Below are 14,455 nucleotides of genomic sequence, written 5' to 3'. Positions count from 1 at the left end.
CTTCGGACCGGGTAATTCCACGCTTGTGGAATTGATTGCAGAGTCGCACTCCACAGGCCGCGTCGCAAGACCCCCGCCGCTCGGGCATCATGAGATTCAGCCTTCGGACGGGAGACCGCGATCACGACGCACGATCAGCTGCCTGACGAGTTCGCCGATCTGGCGGAGCTGCTGCGCCAGGGGCCGGACGCCCTCGACGACGTCGATCTGACGCTCCGTCGCACGCGGCGACGGCGAGCCCTGCTGATCGTCGCGATCATGATCGTCGTCGTGCTCGCCGCGGCCGGCGGCTACACGGGATGGGCGCTCACCGCGCCGCTGTCTGCTCCCGCGGCCACCGCGCAGACGCCGGCCGCGCCGAAGCCGGCGGCGGCCGTCGCGCTCGCGCTCCCCGCCGAGGGGTCGGCGGCGCTCAGCGTCTCGGGCGGCGACGACTATCTCGGCGCGGACGCCGGCGGCATCTGGGCGGCGAGCGGCTCGGCGGACCCTCGCTCCATCGCGAGCATCAGCAAGCTGATCACGGCGCTCGTCGTCCTCGAGGCCAAGCCTCTCGCGAGCGCCGACGATCCCGGGCCGACCATCACGTTCGGCAAGGCCGCGCACGACCTGTACGACAAGTACTACGTCATGGGCGCGACCATCATGCCGATGCCCATCGGCACGACGATGTCGGAGCGCGACGCGCTCGCGACGATGCTCATCCCGTCGGCGTGCAACTACGCGGAGGCCGTCGCGACGTGGGCCTTCGGCTCGCAGGGCGCGTTCCTCTCCGCTGCGCGCACGTGGCTCGCCGCGAACGGACTCACGGCCACGACGCTCGTCGAGCCGACCGGCATCAGCCCGCGCAACACGAGCACGCCGGCCGACCTGATCGCGATCGGCAAAATCGCCGCAGCCAACCCCGTCATCGCGAAGATCGCCGCGACCCAGTCGCTGTCCGTCCCCGGTGCGGGCGGGATGTCCAACACCAACGACCTCCTCGGCACCGGCGGCGTAACAGGGCTCAAGATGGGAAACCTCGGCGACGGCGCGTTCAACCTGCTCTACACCGCCTCGCTCGACGTCGGCGCGGCGCAGCCGCTCGCGGTGACGGGCGTCATGCTCGGCGGCGCCACGCACGACTCCGTCAACCAGGATGTGCTCAGGCTCCTCGACAGCATCCGCGCGGGCTTCCACACGGTGCCGCTCGCGACGCGCGGGCAGAGGCTCGGGTCCTTCACGACCGCGTGGGGCTCGACCGCCGGGCTCGTCGTGGGCGCGGACGCGGAGATCTTCACGTGGTCGGACACGCCCATCACCGTCACGATGACGACGACGACCCCGGTGGAGTACGAGGAGGGCGAAGTCGTCGGCAGCATCACCTGGACCGCCGGCCCGAACACGGCGACGGCTCCGGTCGTGATCGAGGGAAGCATCCGCCCGCCGACCAGCTGGTGGCGACTGACGCACCCGGCCGAACTGGGCGGCTGACCGGGCCTATCCCGCCTGCCGCACCGGTCGTATGCTGACCCCGACATCGAGAGGGGGCGCCGACATGGAGGTCGAGATCGCCGAGGAGCGCATCGTCCTGCTGGCCGAGCGCTTCAGCCTCGATCACGCCGAGGGCCGTGCGTGGTCACGCCGCGCCGACGCCTTCGGCACCGGTGCCAAGCTCAGTGGACTGCTCAACCGCGCCACCTCCGAGGACTACGAATGCGTGTACCGGGAGCGCCGGCTGCAGCCGTTCTGGCGCCTGCATGTCTCGCGGGTCGCGGCCTACGAGCGCACCCGCACGTACACGGTCCCCGTGGCGACGAGCGTGGAGAGCGTCCAGATCGCGGGGGAGACGATCGCCGTCGCCGACGGGCGCATGGTGCTGACCGGTCTGGAGTCGTGCCGTGACGAGACCGCGAAGGATTTCGTGTTCGACGGCCTCACGAGCGCGCAGGACCCCGCGCTCGTCGCGTACGAGAAGTTCCCGAGCTCGGTCGTCGACGCGGAGGTGCTCGCGGCAGAGGCGACGTCCGGCACCGTCGTCGTGCCTCCCCAGGCCAAGTCGTCGATGCTCGTCCGCGAGGCGATGGCCGCCGCGATCGGCAAGATCGACGCCGACCGCGTCCTGGAGGAGCGCGTGACCGTCGACCTCGTCGACCTCGTCTACCGGCCGGTGTACGCCTTCCGCTATCGGCACGGCGGCAAGGAGGCCGTCATCGAGTTCGACGGGCTCACGGGCAGCACGCGCCCGGACGGGGCGACGTTCGAGCAGTACCTCGGCAAGGTGCTCGAGCCGAAGTTCCTCCTCGACGTGGGCGTCGAGACCGTCAATCTCTTCGTGCCCGGCACCCAGCTCGTGCGGATCGTCGTGGAGCAGGGCGTCAAGCAGTTCGCACCTCCGCGCCCGCCCGAATCCTGACGCTCACGGCGTGTAGCGGCTGATCGCCTCCGACTTCTGCTGCAGGAACGCGCACAGCGCCGACAGGGTGGCCAGCTCGCTCGCCAGGGCCTTCACCGCCGATGCTCCGAGCCGGACGGGCTCGGTCCGCGGCTCGAACATGACGGTCCACTCCGGCCGGCTCTCGGTGGGCGGCTCGATGTAGATCTCTGTCGGGGAATCGAACATCCGCATGGCGACGAGGCCGGTGTCGGCGCCCGCCTCCCCGTCCTGCACGATGACCCGGATGGCGCCATGGAGCGGATAGCCGAGCCGCTCGAACTCGGCCACCCACGACTCGAGGGTGCTGATGCTGTGGAACGCCATCGCCACCCCTTTCCGCCGGCGACGTACTCAGGATGCCGCAGCGCGGGCCTCCGCGACAGTCCGATCCTCTTCGCCGAAGGGGAGGCATCCCCCGCTCGCCGGGGTCGAGGCATGATGGTCGCCATGCACCGCCGGCCCGCGTCTTCGCGTATCCACGAGCGGGATGCGTCGCGCGCGGACTGGATGGAGCTCTTCTTCGACCTCGTGTTCGTCGCGCTCATCGGTCAGCTGTCGGCCGGCATGCACCACGACCCGACGTTCGCGGGACTCGGCGTCTTCCTCGCGCTCTTCGCCTCCGTGTGGTGGTCGTGGGTGAACCTGACCTTCACGATCAACATCCAGGTGGGCCTGTCGCGGCGTGCGCTCGCCGGCTACATGCTCGCGGCGATGGCGGCCGTCGGCGCGATGGCGGTCGCCGCGCCCGAGGCGATCGGCGAGCGCGCCTGGCTGTTCGCCCTCGGCAACGCGGCGCTGCGCAGTGTCATGCTCGCCCTCTGGGTGCGGCGCAGCTGGAGCACGGGCCGCACCTCACGCCTTCGGGTCCTCCTCTACAACGGCGGCACGGCGCTGCTGTGGCTCGTCTCGGCCTTCGTCCCATCGCCCTACCGGTTCGTGCTCTGGGGGCTCGCCATCGCGATCGAGATCACGCTGCTCGTCGTATCGTCGCCGGGGCTGCTGCGGCGACTGGGTGCGATCAACGTCGAGCACCTCGCCGACCGCTTCGGCACGCTCGTCATCATCGCGCTCGGCGAGTCGGTGCTCGCGATCGTCGTGGCCCTGTCGGCGACGATGACCCTCTCCTCCGCGGTCGTCGCACTCTGCGCCTTCGTGATCGTCGCGGGCATCGCGTGGGCGATGTTCATGTTCGGCATCGACACGATGCGCGCGGGGCTCGAGCAGCTCGTCGCGCGCGGTGACGCCCGCGGCATCGTCGAGACCGTCGCCTTCCTCCCGTTCGCCCTGGTCGTCGGCATCATGATGCTTTCCGGCGCCGTCTCGCTCGCGATCGACGACCCGGGCGAGGCGCTCCCCGCGTCGGCGGCGGCCTCGCTCGCGGGCGGGATCGTCCTCTTCTACGGCACGAACGCCGTCATCTCCCTCCGCTACGGCACCCCGTGGAGCCGGGTCCTGCCATGGGCCGTGCCCTCGATCGCCCTCTCGCTCGTCGTCGGGGTCGCGGCGCTCGTCGTCCCCGCCATCTGGGCCGTCGCGGCGATGGCCGTCATCATCGTCGCGATGGTGCTGCTCTCGGAGGCGAGGTCGAGGCATCGGGTGGATGCCGTCCCCTGACCCCCGCGCGGCGTGACGTGCCCTGCGTGTCGGGCGTCTTGTGCGGGCCTCTCACCGGGCATACTCTGGCGCCGGTCCGGTCGGTGCAGGCCGCCGGGCCGGCGCTTTTTCTGCGGGGGCAAGGAGGCGGCGATGCCTGGTTGGTATGTCCATCTCGAGGCGGCGCACGACACCGCCGGCAGGCTGCGCGACGGGGACATCCCGCCGGGGTTCCCCGTGTCGGCCGCCGACGCCCAGACGATCGGCGAGCACTGCCATACGTGGCGCAACTACCTCGCGCTGGGGTCGCTCGGCCCCGACGTCTTCTATCTGCTGCCCGACTTCAAGAACACGACAGGCCAGGTGATCCGGCAGGTCGTGCAGTGGGCGCTCGATGTCTGGGAGATCGTCGACTCCGAGTTCGTGGGCAAGTGGGAGAACTGGATCGACCCCATCTCGACGAACAACTCGCAGCTCGCCTCGCAGCTGACGGGCGGGCTCTCGACGCAGCTCGCGCAGGTGCTCGACGAGCTCACGTCGGCGATCATGTCGGCGTTCAAGGGACTGCTCGCCGAGATGGGCGACTGGTTCGGCGTGCTCACGTCCGGCGTGCCGCAGGGCTTCGGCGACGACGCCTTCTACTGGTCCGACATGTTCCACTACCGGCGCACGTACCAGTTCCCGTACGTGCTGTTCCGGCAGGCCCAGGACGCGCTGGCCGCGGCATCCACGGATGACGAGCGGATGGATGCCGAAGCCCGGATCGCCTTCGCCGTCGGATGGCTCTCGCACTGCGCGACGGATGTGACGGGGCATCCCTTCACGAACGCGAAGGCCGGCGGCCCGTATCGCGACCACTGGCAGCGGCACCACCTGGTCGAGAACCACATGGACTCGGAGAACTACGGGGCGCGGCATCCCGGACCGCTCTACGGCGAGTACGGCACGTCGGCGCTGCACTTCCGGCTCGCGTTCCGGCACCGCGACGACGCGCCGTACAACGGACGGGACGACGCGCCGGCCTACGACTACTGGACGGGCTTCCCCGCCTACGACGACAGCGACGGGCCGACCGGGACGGCGAGCCGGCACACCTTCTTCGACCTCGACACCGGGCCGCTGCCCGACCACCTCATGGAGGGGCTGCTCGAGGCGATGGCCGACGTGTACGGGGCCGACGGGCCGCACATCCTCCTGCAGGACCCGCCGTTCTCGGCGACCGACCCTGTCACCGGCCAGCCCGACGGACGCCCGAACGAGGCCGCGATGGCCGAGATGTGGGAGATCGTCTACCGCTACCTCAAGATGACGAGCTCCGACGCCATCAGCCTCCGGCTCCCGCCGCCGCCCAGCGTCTTCACGGATCACTCCTTCCCGACGCCGCCGGGCGGCGGGGGAGCGGGCATCGACGACGATCCCTCGCGGGGCGCCGACGTCGACGACGACGACTCGTTCACGCTGCTCGACCTGCTCCTGGCCCTCTTCGCGTGGGTCGTGTACCTCGGGCAGGTCATCGTGTGGCTCGTCACCGTGCTGCCGGGACTCATCGTCGACATCACGACGTTCCCCGCCCGCGAGGTCGTGTACTGGGCCGTCATCGTGCCGGCCTGGAATCTCTACCTGCTCGCCCGCCGGGCGCTCGTGATGTCGGGGTTCGCGATGCCGAAGCCCGGTGAGATCAACCCGGGTCTCACGACACTCGGGCGCGAAGGCACCTACGACATCGCGTCGGCGCTCGACAATCCGATGGGCATGCCGACGGCGCCGCCGCCGATCACCGAGCCATCCGGCCGTCTCACCTCGAGCGACCCGCAGGGACTCGACCACGCCTATCCGCGGGGCATCGTGCGCGACCTGCCGTCGGCGATCAGCCGCCCCGACCTCACCGGAGCGCTCGGGCTCACGGCTCCGCTGCGCTACCGGGCGGATGCCGCCGGCGACGAGTTCAAGGCGTCGGAGTGGGTCGCGCCCTGGCGCTATCCCCTCACCAATCAAGCCGGCGCGGGTGTCGCGCAGGAGGGCAAGGGAACGCACGTGGGCCCGTACGTCGTCGGGGCGCAGTCCACGATCCTGCTCTCGATGCTCGCCGGCCACGACGGGGCGCGCGCCGACCTCGAGAAGGCCGCGACGCCCGCGGACACCGAGAGCACGCTCGACGTGCATCTGCCGCTCGACCAGCATCTCGGCGCACCCGTCGACTACGGCGTCTACCTCGTCGGGCGCATGGCCGCCGACGCGGCGGCGGGCGCGGCGGAGTACTCGGTACCCGACTTCAACCTCGACTCCGACCGGGGCTACGCGTGGCACACGTGGGACTGGGATCGCAGCAAGAGCACGGCCGTGCCCGACATCAACGCGGTCGGGTCGGAGGACTACAGCTATCCGCTCCCGTGCACGTCGCCGCAGCTCTTCCACGCCGACCACGACTTCCCCGCCCAGCCGAACCGCTGGTACGTCGAGGCGCAGGACCTCAACGTGCACTATGTCCCCGGCAAGGGGCCCGACACGTGCATCAAACAGGGGAGCCACGACCCCAACACCGACCCGAAGTGGCGCGAACGCCTGAACGGGAGGGGCTGAGCCATGCCTCGCGACGACGACGACCGGCATCCCGTGCTCTCGGAGAAGGAGGATGCCGCGCAGCGCGGCGAGGATCCTCCCGGTTCGTTCGGACACGAGGATCCACCGAAGGGCGACCTCGACCCGAACTGGAAGCCGAACGACGACAACCGCCACGCCGCGGAGGTGCTCATCCGCGAGATCGGCAAGGAGCGTCGCCCGCACCGTGAGGACGTCTACCCCTATCTCCTGATCCGCGCCTACAGCCCCGGCGACCGCGGCGCGCGGCCGACCTGGCCCTCGATCCCGTGCTGGGAGTCGCCCGACCTGCTGCTCATCGATGCGTCGTTCTCGGGTCCGTTCGACGCGAGTCAGCTCGTCGTCAACCCCACGGCGGGACGCAGCTACCGCGTCTTCGTGCGCGTGTGGAACCTCGGGCTCCTGCCCGCTATCGGAGTGCACGTGCGCGCCTGGTATGTGAACCCCGGGTTCTTCGGCGGCGATCCGAGCAACCCCGCCTACCAGCCGCAGCCGATCGGCGGCGCGATGGTCAACCTCGACGACCGCACGAAGCCGGGCGCGATGCAGCTCGTCGAGCTCGACGAGCCCTGGCACATCCCGCCCGACCTCACGGGGCACGAGTGCCTCATGGCGAGCGTCTCATGCCCGCTGGATGCCTGGAGCGGCACGCTCGACGCCAACCACGACCGGCATGTCGGGCAGCGGAACCTGCAGATCCTCGCCGGTCCCGCCGAGGCGAAGAGCATCCTCTTCACCCTCGGCGCGATGGTCACGCGCACCGGCACGCTCGAGCTCGTGCACGGGGGAGGGGCCGTCTGGGCCCTCCTGCGCGGCGCGCTCGGCGCGACCCGCACCGAGTTCGGCCCGGTCGAGAAGCTCCGGGCCCCGAAGGCGCTGCTGCGCGGCGTTCCGATGGGCGCGGCCGGCACGCATCTGCTGACCATGTTCCAGACGGGTCGAGGCTGGCTCGTGGCCGACAGCGCGCGCGTCTGGGCGATGGCGGTCGAGCTCGGCCTCATCACGCCCGAGTCGCTTCCTGGCCGCGAACTGCGGCGGACCACGCATCCCTTCTCGCGTCCGCTCGGCACCCGCCGACTCATCGAGCGCATGGGGCCCGACCGGTACGACAAGCTCGGCGTCGTGCTCAAGGGCGAGGCCGGCGATGCGCTCGTCGAGGGCATCGTGCGGCTGTGGGGCGTGAAGGAGCTCACGGCCCGCGACCTTGCGGGAGCGCTCGCCGAGGTCGGTCCGTTCGCGCACCTGCTGCGGTTCTCGCACACCGACCCCGAGCGGAAGGACGCCGGCGGCTACTCGGTGACGATCATCGGCTGATCCCTGCGACGGGGGAGGACTCGTGGCGGTCACCGTCAGCATCCTGCAGACCGGGAGCATCCGCATCCGGCCGAGCCAGCTGACGCAGTCTGCGACGAGACCGGTGGTGCTGCGGCGCATGAGGATGCTGTTCGGCGACCGGGACTGGACCCCGCTCCTCCCCATCAATGCGTACCTCATCGAGCATCCCGACGGGCCGATCCTCGTCGACACGGGGGAGTCCCCGCACGCGACGGAGAGGGGCTGGACGCCGCGATGGCACCCGTTCTTCCGCCGCTGCGTCGACATCCACGTCGGCCCCGACGAGGGGATCGGCTCGCTCCTCGCTCGGCGAGGCATGGCCGCGGCCGATCTGCGCGCGGTCGTGCTCACGCATCTGCACCACGACCACGCGGACGGACTCGGCGATGTCGTCGGCCCGCCCGTCCTCCTGGCCAGGGAGCACTGGGATGCCTTCCGTCGGCCCTTCCGCGCGACGCTCGAGGGAGCCCTGCCGAAGCACTGGCCCCCCGGTTTCCGCCCCGAGATCCTGCGCACGACGGGAGGTCGGCTCGGACCGTGGGCGAAGACGTATCCCCTCACCGCCGACGGCCGGGTCGTCGCGGTGCCGACCCCCGGTCACGTTCCCGGACACCTCAGTGTCGTGGTGTTCGGCGACGCCGCGACCTATCTGGTCGGGGGCGACGTCACGTATGCGCAGGAGCTGCTCGACCGGGAGCTCACCGACGGCGTGAACACCCGGCCTCGGCTCGCGATCGAGCAGCTCCGCAGGATCAAGGCCTTCGCGGCACAGGAGCCGATCGTGCTGCTGCCGGCGCACGACCCCGGGGCCGCGACTCGGCTCGCCGCCGGTGAGACCTTCCGCCCGTCATCCCTCCGCGAACGCGACTGACGCACGGGCGGCGAGGCGGGACAGCAGCACCTGGCGGCTCGTACGAGCGCTCGTGATGCCCACCTCGCGTGACGCTACGGCAGGCGCGGTGCCTCGTTCTGGGCTGGGCCGTCGTCGAGCAGCGCGCGGAGCCGCGCCATCTCGTCCGCATCCGCCGAGTACCCGTGCTCCGGCCCGGGGTACGCACCGGTGCGCACGTCGTCGGCGTAGGCCGCGACGCCTGCGACCATCTCGGTGCGCAGGTCGGCGTAGCGCTTGACGAAGCGGGCCGGCTGTCCATCCCAGATGCCGAGGAGATCGTGGAACACGAGCACCTGTCCGTCGGTGCCGGGGCCGGCGCCGATCCCGATCACGGGCACGTCGAGCTTCGGCATGACCGCCTTCGTCACCTCGCTCGGGATCGCCTCGAAAACCAGGGCGAAGCATCCCGCCTCCTGCAGGGCGACGGCGCTGCGGGACAGCTCGAGCGCGTCTTCGGCCGTGCGGCCCTGGGAGCGATAGCCCCCGATCGCGACGGCCGTCTGCGGAGTGAGGCCCACGTGGCCCATGACCGGGATGCCGGCCGCCACGATGGCGCGCGCCCGATCCACCGTCGTGCCGCCGCGCTCGATCTTCACGGCGTCGCACCCGGTCGTCTTGACGAACCGCTGGGCGGTCGCGACCGCCTGCTCGTCCGACACCTCGTACGAGCCGAAGGGGAGATCCGCGACGAGGAGCGGGGTCTTCAGCCCCCGCCGCACAGCGGAGGTCAGCACGAGCATCTCGTCGACCGTGATCGGCACGGTGCTGTCGTAGCCCAGCACGGTCATGGCGCCCGAGTCCCCGACGAGCACGATGTCGACGCCCGCTGCCTCAGCGATCTGCGCGCTCGGATAGTCGTAGGCCGTCACCATGACGATCGGCTGGGCCCTGCGCTTCTGGGCGGCGAGGGACGTCAGTGACACCTTCTGACGAGGAGCGGATGCCTCGGGGCGGGCGCTCATGCCGTCCGCCGGGTGGGTCGGGTGTGGCGCATCATCGCACCTCCAGTATCCGGTTGTCGATGAGCCGTGCCGAGCCCACACGGGCGGCGACGGCGAGAAGGGCCGATTCCTCGACGCGATCCAGCGTCCGGAGGTCGTCGCCGGAGCGCAGGTCGAGATACTCGGGGTCGATCCCGGATGCCGTGAGCACGGCCCGCGCCGCGCCCAGCACGTCCTCGGAACGGGTCTCGCCGCGCGCGACGGCATCCGCCCCCGCGGTGAGCGCGCGGTTGAGGGCCGTCGCCTGCTGACGCGCCGCAGGGTCGAGGTAGACGTTGCGCGAGCTCATCGCGAGGCCGTCGGGCTCGCGGACGATGGGGCATGCGACGATCCGCACAGGGATGTCGAGGTCGCGCACGAGGCGCCGCACGACGAGCACCTGCTGGGCGTCCTTCTGGCCGAAGTACGCGGCGTCCGGCGCCACGATCTGGAAGAGCTTCGTCACGACCGTCGCGACCCCGTCGAAGTGCTGAGCGCCGCGGGACGCGCCGCACATGACGTCGGTGAGGCCCGCGACGTGGACGGTGGTCGCGAAGCCCGCCGGGTAGACCTCGTCGACGGGCGGGGCGAACAGCACGTCGGCGCCCGCCTCCTCGGCGAGGCGTGCGTCGCGCTCCTCGTCGCGCGGATACGCGGCGAGGTCTTCGTTCGGCCCGAACTGCGTCGGATTGACGAAGAGCGAGACGACCACGAGGTCGCTCTCGGCGCGCGCCTGCCGGATGAGCGACAGATGGCCCTCGTGGAAGGCGCCCATGGTGGGGACGAGCCCGACGAGCCCGCCCCGCCCGCGGGTGGCGGCGACCTCGGCGCGCACCTCGGCGCGGGTGCGGACGATCTTCACGAAGCGGATTCCTTCCGGGCGGCGGGCGCGCCGTCGGCGAGGGCGCCCGCGTGGGCGGCGAGCACGCGGGTGTGGGTCGCCAGCACGTCGAACAGGTCGAGCAGGTCGGGCGCCCCGGTGGCGACGGCTGCGCGCTGTCGCGCGACCGTGCGCTCATCGCCGCGGGCGATCGGTCCGGTCAGCGCGGACGCGGGTCCGTGGGCCGCCCAGTTCTCGACCGTGCCCCGCACGAGCGGCGTGAAGAGGGCGCGCGCCTGGGCGGGCTCGAGGCCCGCGGCTCCCGCGAGTCGCTCTGCGGCGGCCTGCAGCGTCACGAGGTAGTTGGATGCGACGGAAGCGGCGGCGTGGTAGCTCGGCCGCGCGTCGTCGTCGATGGCGAAGGCGGTCATGCCGAGCGCTCGCGCGATCGACTCGGCCGCGTCGAGACCCTCCGGCGAGCGGCCGGCGATCGCGCATCCCAGGGCCCGGAACTGCGCGAGGTCCTCCGCGCCGAGGAACGACCCGAGGGGGTGGATGCCGAAGTCGACGTCGGTCTCGACGAGGGTCGAGGCGCCCGACGTGTGACCGATGAGCCGTGCACTGCCCCGGGCCGCGTGCGCGGCATCCCGGATCTCTTCATCCGGAACGCACAGCAGCACGACATCCGCCTGCGCGGGAGGGATGCCTCGCCCCGCCGGCCCGTGCGTCTCCACGCCCGCGGATCGCAGGGCCCGGGTGATCGCCGTGCCCAGTCGTCCGGCGCCCACGACGCTCACGCGCGGGGGAGTGGAGGCAGAGGGCATGGCGAAGAGGTGGGTCGGGGTGTGCGACCCACGGTAGTCCTTTGTGGACCGCGTGCAGAATCCGGGTGATCAGCCCCGCCGCTGGCTCGCCGTGGCCGCGATCGGAACGGCGACGGCGGCGACGACCATGAGGAGGCCCACGACGAAGGCGAGCGCCTGGAAGGCGGGGAGGGCGAACGAGATGCCGAGGACGAACATGCCGCCGACGAGCAGGAGCATGTAGAGCACGAAGAGCATGTGGACCTCTGCAATCCGCCGTCGCCGGCGCCGATGAGCACGTCATCCCATCGTGCACATACGAAGCGAGGGAGTCCAGTCCTGGACTCCCTCGCCTCATTCCGGGGGTGTGGTGCGGTTATGCGCCGCGTCTGATGTAGCGAAGAAGCCCGATGATGATGGCGACGATCAGGATGACGATGCCGATCCACAGCAGGAACTTCGCCGCGGAGACGAACACTCCGAAGAGAAGCAGAACGACTCCGACGATGAGCAGAATCACAGCCAATGCGGTCATGTTCCGACTCTGGCCTTGCCGAGGGCGATCATGCACCCCCTTGAGGTTGCGTCCCGTTTGTGCAAGGAGGCAACAGATCCGGGGATCGTTGGAGGCTCACCACAACGGACGCACCCGCAACCACACGAACCCGTGTGCGGCGATGTCGAGACCTGCATCGAGCTCGATCGATTCCGCGGTGACGACGTCGACCGCGTCCCGCGCGAAGCCCGACAGCGTCAGAGGGTCGAGGTGCACCGCGTCGTCGCCGACGTTCGCGACCACGAGGATGCGGTCGGCCAGCAGCTCGAGGCCGGGGCGCTGGAACGCGACGACCGACGGCAGCGGAGTGTCGAAGCGCAGGAGGGCGTTGCCGGCGAGCTCCGGCGTCGCCTGCCGCGCCGCGACGAGCTGCGCGAGACGCCGGAACACGCGGCCCGCGGGCGTGTCGGTCTGCGCGAGCGCCGCATCCGGCCGCCGCGGGCGGTGCACCCACCGGCTGTCGCCCGCCGTGTCGGGGTCGTCGGCATAGGAGTAGTCGTTGAGCTGCGCGAGCTCGTCGCCGAGGTACAGCAGCGGGATGCCGCCGGTCGACAGCGCGAGCGCGTGGGCGAGGACGACGCGATCCTCGCCGCCGGCATCGCCCGCCTCGATTCCGGCGAGCGACGCGGTCGTGCCGGTGACGCGGGCGTCGCCCGTTTTGGGGTTCTCCTGGAAGGGCACACCGCGTGCGAACGTCCCCGGTGCGCGGCCGACATAGAAGTCGTTGAGGAATCGGCGATGCGGGTACGCCTCGATGCCCAGTTCCGCGGCATCCTCATCGGCGAACGTCCACCCGATGTCGTCGTGGCTGCGGACGTAGTTGACCCACGCCGTGCCGGGCGGAAGGGCGTGACGCTCGTCGAGCGCCTTCTGCAGCAGCCGCGCATCGCGCGTCGCAAGCGACTCCCACGTGAGCGCCATCTGCAGCGGGTTGTACGACAGCTGGCACTCCTGCGGTGAGATGTACTCGATCACCTCGTCGGGGTGGACGATCGCCTCGGACTTGAACAGGAGCGACGGCGCCGCCATCCGCAGGACCGCATTGAAGGCCTGCAGCAACAGATGGGCTTCCGGGAGGGACTCGCACGCGGTCCCGAGTCGCTTCCAGATGAAGGCGACGGCATCCATCCGCAGGATCTCGACGCCCTGGTTCGCGAGGAACAGCATCTCGCCCGCCATCGCCCGGAAGACGGCCGGGTTCGCATAGTTCAGGTCCCACTGGAAGTGGTAGAACGTCGCCCAGATCCAGCGACCGTCGTCGAGCTGCACGAACGCGCCCGGGTGGTCGTCGGGGAAGATCTCGCGCACCGTCCGCTCGTAGGCGTCGGGCATGCGCCGATCGGGGAAGATCAGGTAGAACTCGTCGAAGTCGGGGTCGCCCGCGACGGCCCGCTTCGCCCACTCGTGCTCGTTGCTCGTGTGGTTGAAGATGAAGTCCACCACGAGCGAGATGCCCGCGAGACGCAGATCGGCGGCGAGCGCGGCGAGCTGGTCCATCGTCCCGAGGGCCGGGTTCACGCGCCGGTAGCTCGAGACCGCATACCCGCCGTCGCTGTTGCCCTCGGGGCTCTCGAAGAGCGGCATGAGGTGCAGATAGGTCAGCCCCAGCTCCTGGAAGTAGGGGATCAGATCCCGGATGCCGGACAGCCCGCCCGCATAGCGATCGACGTAGCAGACCCCGCCCAGCATGCGCTGCGACTGGAACCAGTCCGGATCGGCGTCGCGCAGGTCGTCGCGCGCCTTCAGCTCGAGCGGACGCGCCTGCCAGCTCGCCGCGGCGAGGGCCACGACGTCGGCGAGGGCCTCCCGTCCGTCGTCGCGGTCGCCGTAGAGGCGCCGGAAGAGCGCGTGCAGCCGCGGGAAGTGCTGCGCGAACCGCCGCTCGAAAGGATCGTCGAGCGGGCCGGTCTCCTGCTCGGCGCGCGCCCGCGCGAAGTCCTGGTCGACGGCGACGTCGTCGTGGAGCTGGGTCATGTCACCCTCCGTGCCGCGATGCTAGCGTGAGCCGCGTCAATCGTCGCCCAGCCCGCGGGAGGACCGCCGTGCAGCTCGTCCAGATCGCCCAGCACGCCGACGACCTGGCGCGTGCGGCCGGCTTCTACTCCCGGCTGCTCGAGACGGAGCCGACCGGCCTGTTCGACCCTCCCGGGCTGCTCTTCTTCGACCTCGAGGGCGTCCGGCTGCTGCTCGACCGCAACGCCCCGACCGCGCTGGTCTACCTGCGCGTCGAGAACGTGCACGAGACGCTCGAGCGCCTGGGATCGGCGGTCGAGATGGTGTCGAAGCCCCACATCATCTTCACGCACGAGGACGACACGCTCGGCCCTGCCGGCCACGAGGAGTGGCAGGCCTTCATCCGCGACTCCGAGGGCAACACGGTGGGGCTGATCGCCTTCCAGCCGCGCTGATTCCGGGGACGTGCTTCGGGCGGACGGCCTGGCCGCGGTTCCGAAGCGTGTCGACGG

At 70.7% G+C, this 14,455-nt stretch carries 14 protein-coding genes; 7 read left to right on the top strand and 7 right to left on the bottom strand.

Annotation, left to right across the window (positions count from 1 at the left end; genetic code table 11):
* The first annotated feature begins 258 nt into the window (after nucleotides 1–258).
* Nucleotides 259–1,470 carry a D-alanyl-D-alanine carboxypeptidase gene (locus AAIB33_RS12585; protein ID WP_345800301.1) on the top strand — a complete coding sequence of 404 codons (1,212 nt, stop codon included), beginning with the start codon at nucleotides 259–261 and terminating at the stop codon, nucleotides 1,468–1,470.
* Between the two features lie 64 nt (nucleotides 1,471–1,534).
* Nucleotides 1,535–2,392, top strand: coding sequence for a hypothetical protein (locus AAIB33_RS12580; protein WP_345800300.1), 858 nt, complete (start codon nucleotides 1,535–1,537; stop codon nucleotides 2,390–2,392).
* Between the two features lie 3 nt (nucleotides 2,393–2,395).
* Here AAIB33_RS12580 and AAIB33_RS12575 read toward each other — a convergent pair whose 3' ends face one another.
* Nucleotides 2,396–2,737, bottom strand: coding sequence for a hypothetical protein (locus AAIB33_RS12575; RefSeq protein ID WP_345800299.1), 342 nt, complete (start codon nucleotides 2,735–2,737; stop codon nucleotides 2,396–2,398).
* 123 nt (nucleotides 2,738–2,860) lie between these two features.
* Here AAIB33_RS12575 and AAIB33_RS12570 point away from each other — a divergent pair, with 123 nt between their 5' ends.
* From AAIB33_RS12570 to AAIB33_RS12555, 4 genes are all read left to right on the top strand, one after another.
* Nucleotides 2,861–4,027 carry a low temperature requirement protein A gene (locus tag AAIB33_RS12570; protein ID WP_345800298.1) on the top strand — a complete coding sequence of 389 codons (1,167 nt, stop codon included), beginning with the start codon at nucleotides 2,861–2,863 and terminating at the stop codon, nucleotides 4,025–4,027.
* A 132-nt stretch (nucleotides 4,028–4,159) separates the two neighbouring features.
* A complete protein-coding gene (locus AAIB33_RS12565; protein WP_345800297.1) occupies nucleotides 4,160–6,586 on the top strand; it encodes a zinc dependent phospholipase C family protein in 2,427 nt (808 codons plus the stop codon).
* Between the two features lie 3 nt (nucleotides 6,587–6,589).
* Nucleotides 6,590–7,918, top strand: a complete 1,329-nt coding sequence (locus AAIB33_RS12560) for a hypothetical protein (RefSeq protein ID WP_345800296.1) — start codon at nucleotides 6,590–6,592, stop codon at nucleotides 7,916–7,918.
* A gap of 22 nt (nucleotides 7,919–7,940) precedes the next feature.
* Nucleotides 7,941–8,810, top strand: coding sequence for an N-acyl homoserine lactonase family protein (locus tag AAIB33_RS12555; RefSeq protein WP_345800295.1), 870 nt, complete (start codon nucleotides 7,941–7,943; stop codon nucleotides 8,808–8,810).
* 74 nt (nucleotides 8,811–8,884) lie between these two features.
* On the opposite strand, the gene panB is transcribed toward AAIB33_RS12555, so the two are convergent.
* The 6 genes from panB to AAIB33_RS12525 all read right to left on the bottom strand — a co-directional run bounded on the left by panB (nucleotide 8,885) and on the right by AAIB33_RS12525 (nucleotide 13,964).
* Nucleotides 8,885–9,793, bottom strand: coding sequence for a 3-methyl-2-oxobutanoate hydroxymethyltransferase (panB, locus tag AAIB33_RS12550; protein ID WP_345800294.1), 909 nt, complete (start codon nucleotides 9,791–9,793; stop codon nucleotides 8,885–8,887).
* Nucleotides 9,794–9,824: 31 nt separating this feature from the next.
* Entirely contained in the window at nucleotides 9,825–10,673 is an 849-nt protein-coding gene (gene panC, locus AAIB33_RS12545) for a pantoate--beta-alanine ligase (protein ID WP_345800293.1), read from the bottom strand.
* Nucleotides 10,670–11,428 (bottom strand): DUF2520 domain-containing protein, encoded by a 759-nt coding sequence (locus AAIB33_RS12540; RefSeq protein WP_345800292.1) that lies wholly within the window; start codon nucleotides 11,426–11,428, stop codon nucleotides 10,670–10,672. The genes panC and AAIB33_RS12540 overlap by 4 nt, the downstream gene beginning before the upstream one ends.
* A gap of 96 nt (nucleotides 11,429–11,524) precedes the next feature.
* Nucleotides 11,525–11,692, bottom strand: coding sequence for a hypothetical protein (locus AAIB33_RS12535; RefSeq protein ID WP_345800291.1), 168 nt, complete (start codon nucleotides 11,690–11,692; stop codon nucleotides 11,525–11,527).
* A 118-nt stretch (nucleotides 11,693–11,810) separates the two neighbouring features.
* Nucleotides 11,811–12,005, bottom strand: coding sequence for a hypothetical protein (locus tag AAIB33_RS12530; RefSeq protein WP_345800290.1), 195 nt, complete (start codon nucleotides 12,003–12,005; stop codon nucleotides 11,811–11,813).
* A 60-nt stretch (nucleotides 12,006–12,065) separates the two neighbouring features.
* Complete coding sequence (locus AAIB33_RS12525) at nucleotides 12,066–13,964, bottom strand: alpha-amylase family protein (RefSeq protein WP_345800289.1); 1,899 nt, start codon at nucleotides 13,962–13,964, stop codon at nucleotides 12,066–12,068.
* A 68-nt stretch (nucleotides 13,965–14,032) separates the two neighbouring features.
* Here AAIB33_RS12525 and AAIB33_RS12520 point away from each other — a divergent pair, with 68 nt between their 5' ends.
* Nucleotides 14,033–14,398, top strand: coding sequence for a methylmalonyl-CoA epimerase (locus AAIB33_RS12520; protein ID WP_345800288.1), 366 nt, complete (start codon nucleotides 14,033–14,035; stop codon nucleotides 14,396–14,398).
* The last annotated feature ends 57 nt before the right edge of the window (nucleotides 14,399–14,455 follow it).

The sequence above is a fragment of the Microbacterium sp. AZCO genome (assembly GCF_039614715.1).
GTDB lineage: Bacteria > Actinomycetota > Actinomycetes > Actinomycetales > Microbacteriaceae > Microbacterium.
Note: the sequence above shows the minus strand (reverse complement) of the source record. Positions and strands in the feature narration are given on the sequence as shown.

Bases quoted from the DNA above. Each gene is read 5' to 3' on its own strand.
- AAIB33_RS12585 (WP_345800301.1), top strand. From the start codon at position 259: ATGATCGTCGTCGTGCTCGCCGCGGCCGGCGGCTACACGGGATGGGCG.
- AAIB33_RS12580 (WP_345800300.1), top strand. From the start codon at position 1,535: ATGGAGGTCGAGATCGCCGAGGAGCGCATCGTCCTGCTGGCCGAGCGC.
- AAIB33_RS12575 (WP_345800299.1), bottom strand. From the start codon at position 2,737: ATGGCGTTCCACAGCATCAGCACCCTCGAGTCGTGGGTGGCCGAGTTC.
- AAIB33_RS12570 (WP_345800298.1), top strand. From the start codon at position 2,861: ATGCACCGCCGGCCCGCGTCTTCGCGTATCCACGAGCGGGATGCGTCG.
- AAIB33_RS12565 (WP_345800297.1), top strand. From the start codon at position 4,160: ATGCCTGGTTGGTATGTCCATCTCGAGGCGGCGCACGACACCGCCGGC.
- AAIB33_RS12560 (WP_345800296.1), top strand. From the start codon at position 6,590: ATGCCTCGCGACGACGACGACCGGCATCCCGTGCTCTCGGAGAAGGAG.
- panB (WP_345800294.1), bottom strand. From the start codon at position 9,793: ATGAGCGCCCGCCCCGAGGCATCCGCTCCTCGTCAGAAGGTGTCACTG.
- AAIB33_RS12535 (WP_345800291.1), bottom strand. From the start codon at position 11,692: ATGCTCTTCGTGCTCTACATGCTCCTGCTCGTCGGCGGCATGTTCGTC.
- AAIB33_RS12525 (WP_345800289.1), bottom strand. From the start codon at position 13,964: ATGACCCAGCTCCACGACGACGTCGCCGTCGACCAGGACTTCGCGCGG.